Annotated in this window: 5 protein-coding genes; all 5 read right to left on the bottom strand. The window is 55.1% G+C overall.

The genetic code is table 11. The features are described 5' to 3' along the window. The coding region (locus B3Z49_RS07035) for a hypothetical protein (protein ID WP_296989335.1) at positions 1–527 on the bottom strand (527 nt) is incomplete at its 3' end. Positions 528–697: 170 nt separating this feature from the next. After that, positions 698–2332: an ABC transporter ATP-binding protein gene (locus B3Z49_RS07030; RefSeq protein ID WP_296989332.1), complete on the bottom strand. Its 1635-nt coding sequence runs from the start codon at positions 2330–2332 to the stop codon at positions 698–700. Positions 2333–2343: 11 nt separating this feature from the next. Beyond that, complete coding sequence (locus B3Z49_RS07025; RefSeq protein WP_296989331.1) at positions 2344–3375, bottom strand: ABC transporter permease; 1032 nt, start codon at positions 3373–3375, stop codon at positions 2344–2346. A gap of 2 nt (positions 3376–3377) precedes the next feature. Then, positions 3378–4490, bottom strand: a complete 1113-nt coding sequence (locus B3Z49_RS07020) for a microcin C ABC transporter permease YejB (RefSeq protein WP_296989329.1) — start codon at positions 4488–4490, stop codon at positions 3378–3380. A gap of 3 nt (positions 4491–4493) precedes the next feature. Further along, the coding region (locus tag B3Z49_RS07015; RefSeq protein ID WP_296989327.1) for an extracellular solute-binding protein at positions 4494–6256 on the bottom strand (1763 nt) is incomplete at its 5' end.

The raw sequence follows: 6256 nt of genomic DNA, 5'->3' as shown, positions 1-6256 counted from the left end.
AGGACGCCCTGACCGGTGCGCAGAAGCTTGTTTTGCAGGGCCGCGAAATAGCGGTTTGAAACCGGCTGGAACGGGCTGAAGGGTGGTTCCTTGGCAATTTCCTCGCCATTTTCTTCGGCCAGCTTGGCGGCTTCGGCCTCGGCGGCGAGTTCTTCCTCGGTCTTGGGGGGCGGTGGCGGCAGAAGGCCGGGGGCGGTGTATTTAAAGCCACGTTTGCCCGGTTCGCGGTTTTCAAAGCGTTGCTCGGTATCGCGATACATCAGGCGTTGCAGATCGACCAGAAAGGCATTGATGACCTTGGGCAGGCGTTGCTCAATGACGTCCACAGCCTGCCTGTTGGTGGCTTCCAGCCAGATGTTGAACACGATCTGACGAATGGTGCCGCTGTTGCGCAAGACAATCGTCAGCGACACCGGATCAGGGACAACAACCGTATCGGGTATTTTAGGAACGGCTGGTTCTTTGGGTTCTTCGGTGCTGGCTTTGTCCGCAGAGGCGGTGCTGGCACGGGCCGCGGGGATCGCCATTGAAAATACAGCAAAGCACAAAGCCATGATCAGCACATGGTCGCAAAGACGATGTCCGGTTCGATTTTTGATCGCACGTGACAACATATTCAACCTTAAACCTGCCTTTATAGTCCTGTTATTATTGCCTTTTCATATGTTGTACCCGATCTTGACCCGGAATGCTGCCCCTAGTTTCTGACAAATTCCTTACCGGCTGCTTTGAGATCAAGGGCAGCGGCCAGCAGCGCCTTGGTATAGGGCTGTTGCGGGTTATCAAACACATCGGCAGCCGCCCCGCTTTCGACCAGTTTGCCGTTCTTCATGACCATGACACGGTGCGACAATGCACGCACAACGCGCAGGTCATGACTGATGAACAAGTATGCCATCTTATGGCGCGCCTGCAAATCACGCAGCAGTTCGACGATCTGGGCCTGTACCGACATATCAAGGGCCGATGTCGGTTCATCGAGTACGATAAAGCGGGGTTTTAAGACCAATGCACGGGCAATCGAAATGCGTTGACGCTGCCCGCCGGAAAATTCGTGCGGATAACGATCCATGGCATTTTGCGGCAGGTCGACTTCGTCAAGCGCCTCGGCAATGCGGGCTTCCCGTTCGGCCTGGGACAGGTCGGGCGCGTGGATTTCAAGGCCCTCGCCAACGATCTGGGCAATGGACATGCGCGGACTGAGCGAGCCGAACGGATCCTGAAACACCACCTGCATATCGCGGCGGAGCTTGCGCAAATCAGCACCGGAAAAATCGCGAATGTCCTGGCCGGCAAAGCGGATGTCCCCGGTTGATTTCAGAAGCCTGAGGATCGCCATGGCGAGCGTGGTTTTACCCGATCCGCTTTCGCCAACAATGCCAAGCGTTTCGCCCTGCTTAAGGGTCAGCGAAATCTGATCAACGGCATTGAGATAATGATCGGGCCGCCCAAGGATACCCTTGCGGCCAATCGGGAACTGGACATGGATGTTGCTGGTTTCAAGCAGCTCGGTGGCGTTTTCGGGCAATGCCGGGGCTTCGCCACTGGGCACGGCCGACAGCAGCTTTTTGGTGTAATCGTGTTTGGGATCGTCAAACAGGGCGCGCGCCTGCCCGGCCTCGACGATTTCGCCGTCTTTCATCACACAGACGGTCTGCGCCATTTTCTGAACGATCTGCAGATCGTGGGTGATCAAGAGCAGCGCCATGCCAAGCTTGCTTTGCAGATCCTTGAGCAGTTCAAGAATTTGCGCCTGAATGGTGACATCAAGGGCCGTGGTCGGTTCATCGGCGATCAGGAGTTCCGGTTCGTTGGCAAGCGCCATGGCGATCATCACGCGCTGGCGCTGACCACCGGAAAGTTCATGCGGCAGGGCTTTCAGCCGTGACGCCGGATCGGGAATACCGACAAGTTCAAGCAATTCAAGGATGCGGGCACGCGCCTTGGCACCGCGCAGGCCTTTATGGAGCAACAACACCTCGCCGACCTGCTTTTCGATATTGTGCAGCGGGTTCAGCGATGTCATCGGTTCCTGAAAAATCATGGAAATCCGGTTGCCGCGGATTTTGCGAAGGGTGCGTTCCTTGGCCCCGACCATTTCCTGCCCGTCAAAGATGATCGATCCTGACGGGTGGCTGGCGCGCGGATAGGGCAGCAATTGCAAAATCGACAGGGCTGTGACCGATTTGCCAGAACCACTTTCCCCGACAAGGGCCATGGTTTCACCGCGATCAAGGGTAAAGGACACATCCTTTACCGCCGTGACGTCGGCGAACTTGACCGCGAGGTCGCGAATGGCAAGGAGCGGCTGATGGGCGGATTGCGCTGTCATGGTCCTACTCCTTAAAACGTTTTACGGGGATCAAAGGCATCACGCACTGCTTCGCCAATAAAGATCAGAAGGCTGAGCATGGTTGCGATGGCAAAGAAGGCGGTAAAGCCAAGCCAGGGCGCCTGAAGGTTGTTCTTGCCCTGTGACAGCAGTTCGCCCAAGGACGGCGAGCCGGGCGGCATGCCAAGCGACAGGAAGTCGAGGGATGTGAGTGCGACAATCGAGCCATTCAACACGAACGGCAGGAAGGTGATGGTTGCCACCATCGCATTGGGCAAAACATGGCGATACATGATCCGGGTGTCGGTCATGCCAAGTGCGCGCGCAGCCCGGACATATTCAAAATTACGTGCCCGCAGGAATTCGGCACGGACGAGCCCCGTCAAACTCATCCAGCTAAACAACACCAGGATAAACAGCAACGTCCAGAAACCCGGCGCAAACAGGCTGGCCAGAATGATCAGGATGAAGAGTTGCGGCAGGCCCGACCAGATTTCAATCACGCGCTGGAAGCCAAGATCGACCCAGCCACCGAAATAGCCCTGCACCGCACCAGCCGCAATGCCGATCACGGAACTGACTGCGGTCAGTGCCAGACCAAACAGAATGGAAATCCGGAAACCGTAAATCAGGCGTGCGAGAACATCGCGGCCCAGTTCATCCGTGCCCAGCAAATGGCGCGTTGAGGGCGGGGCTGGTTGCGGTTCACGCATTTCAAAATCGATGGTGTCATAGGAAAACGGGATCAAAGGCCAGATGGCAAAGCCGTTTTCGGCGATCTTGCCCTGAATATAGGGATCATAGAAATCCGTCTCGACATCGAAATCGCCGCCATAGGCCGTTTCGGGATGGTCCGATACGATCGGCACATACCAGTCATCGCCATATTTGACGAAGATCGGTCTGTCATTGGCGACCAGTTCGGCCACGAGACAAATGACAAACAGAATGGTAAAGATCACAAGCGACCAATAGCCGCGCTTGTTGGATTTGAAGTTCGACAGGCGGCGACGGTTGAGCGGAGAGAGAACAGCATTGAACATGATCAATTCTCCCGCCCTTCGAAGTCAATCCGTGGATCCACCAGATGATAGCTGAGGTCGCTGATCAGGTTCATGATCAGGCCAAACAGCGTGAAGAAATAAAGGGTTGCAAACATCACCGGATAGTCACGCGTCATTACCGCGTTAAAACCAAGCAGGCCCAGACCATCAAGCGAGAAGATCACCTCGATCAGGACCGAACCGGTAAACAGCATACCAACCAGTGCGCTGGGGAACCCGGCAATGATCAGAAGCATGGCGTTACGGAAAACGTGACCATAGAGCACGCGCTTTTCCGTCAGGCCCTTGGCACGGGCGGTCACGACATATTGCTTGTTAATCTCATCAAGGAACGAGTTCTTGGTCAGCATGGTCAGGGTGGCAAAGCCCGAAATCGTGAGTGCAATGATCGGCAGGGTCAGATGCCAGAAATAATCAACGACCTTGCCCCACAAGGACAGTTGTTCCCAGTTTGACGATGTCAGCCCGCGTAACGGGAACCAGTCAAGATAGGCCCCACCGGCAAACACCACGATCAGCATGACGGCAAACAGGAACCCCGGAATGGCAAAGCCGACAATGATCGCGGCCGACGACCAGATATCGAAGTTCGACCCATCACGCACCGCCTTGGTAATGCCAAGCGGGATCGAGATGATGTAAATGATCAGCGTTGACCAGATGCCCAGCGAGATCGAAACCGGCATCTTGTCGATCACAAGATCGACCACGTCACGGTCCTGAAAATAGCTTTGGCCGAAATCGAAGGTCAGATAGTTCTTCATCATCATCCAGAAGCGTTCATGGGCCGGCTTGTCAAAACCGAACTGTACTTCCAGCTGTTTGATGACTTCGGGATCAAGGCCTTGCGCGCCGCGATAATTCGAGTTTGAGGAAAAGTTGTTGCCCGATGCGCCTGACCCGCTGCCCCCGCCACTGTCGCCACCCTGATTGGTAATGCGCGCGGTTGATGAAACAGCCGTTCCCTGAAGCTGGGCGATCACCTGTTCAACCGGACCGCCCGGTGCAAACTGAATGATCGCGAAATTCAGCACCATGATGCCAAACAATGTGACCGGGATCAGAAGCAAACGCCGCAGAATATAGTTCAGCATGGCCTAAAATCCCCCCATTTTGAGCTTGGCTGATTTTTCCGGATTGATCCACCAGCGCATGACCGATGCCCCTTTAAGCGGGACATCCTCGGGACGGCCGAAAACATCCCACCAAGCCAGACGTTCGCCCCCAAGATAATATTGCGGGATGACGTAATATCCCCACAACAAAACCCGATCGAGCGCCCGGGTGGCCGTGACCAGTTCGTGCCAGCTATTGGCCGATGCGACCTTGTCAATCATGGCATCGACCACGGGATTTTTGATGCCGGCAAAGTTTTGCGATCCGGGTTGGTCGGCGGCCGGCGAGCTCCAGAATACGCGTTGCTCGTTGCCCGGTGTCAGTGATTGCTGCCACCAATGGGTTGTTACTTCGAAATCGAAAGCCTGAATACGGTTGATCCATTGTCCGGTATCGATCAAACGGATATCCATGGTCACGCCAAGTTGTTTGAGGCGGGCCTTCATGACCAATGCGATCTTTTCCAGACCGGGCTGGCGAATGATCAGTTCGAACCGGAAGGGTTGGCCGGTTTCCTTATTCACCAGAACTTTGTCACGCAATTCCCAGCCCGCTTCATTCAGAAGCGTCATGGAGTCACGCAGCGCCTTGCGACGCCCGTCAGCTTCGTCAAAATTCGGCAGTGTGAAAGGCTGGCTGAACAGTTCGGGCGGCAATTGATCGCGGTAGGGTTCCAGCAAGGCCAGTTCATCGCCGGTCGGGATGCCACTTGAAGCAAGATCGGAATTGACAAAATAACTGTCAGTCCGCTTGTAGGCGCCATAGAACATTGCCTGGCTTAGCCATTGGAAATCAAAACCGTATTGCAGCGCCTTGCGCACCCGCCAATCGGCAAACAGCGGCAGGCGGTTGTTCATCACATAGGCCTGCATGCCGACAGGCAGGTGATCAGGCAGAAATTCCTTTTTGATGTCACCACGTTCGACCGCAGGGGTATTGTAAGCGGTGCTCCAGTCACGTGATGAATGTTCGGACCGCACCATATATTCGCCAGCCAGAAAAGCCTGACGCTGCACTTCCGGGTCGAGATAGACATCATAGCGAATGGTATCGAAATTGTTCTGACCGCGATTGACCGGAAGATCTGCTGCCCAGTAGTCAGGATTGCGTTTATAGGTGATCCGGCGTCCGGCTTCGATGCTGTCGATCATATAGGCGCCACTGCCGACCGGGAATTCGAAGGTGGTTTTGGAGAAATCCTTACCTTCCCAGAACTTCCTGGGCATAATTGAAATGCCAGCAACATTCATCGGGGTTTCGCGATTATTGCCAGGCTTGAAGGTGAATTTGACGGTCAGCTCATCAATCGCCTCGGCTTTTTCGACTTGCGAAAAATACTGCCGATAAACCGGACTGCCTTTTTCGATCAGGACATCATAGGAAAACACGACATCTTCGGCGGTGATGTCAGTGCCATCCTGAAAGCGTGCACGCGGATCAAGATGGAAGATGGCGAAGGACCGGTCTTCGGGGACCTCAATGCTGTGCGCAATCAAACCATACATTGAGGAAGGTTCATCTGCACTTGCAGCCATCAGGCTGTCATAAATCAGGCTGATCCCGGCGGCTGGCAGCCCCCTGAGTGTAAAGGGGTTCAGCGTATCAAAGGCAACGATGGAGGATTGCACCAGCGTGCCGCCCTTCGGCGCATCGGGGTTCACATAATCGAAATGGTGGAAATCCGGACCGTATTTCAGATCGCCATACAGCGAAATTCCGTGTGAGCGGGTGGTCAGCGGCGCCA

The organism is Thalassospira sp. UBA1131 (genome assembly GCF_002311515.1).
GTDB lineage: Bacteria > Pseudomonadota > Alphaproteobacteria > Rhodospirillales > Thalassospiraceae > Thalassospira.
The sequence above is the reverse complement of the archived record's forward strand: the minus strand, read 5'-3'. Positions and strand labels throughout refer to the sequence as shown.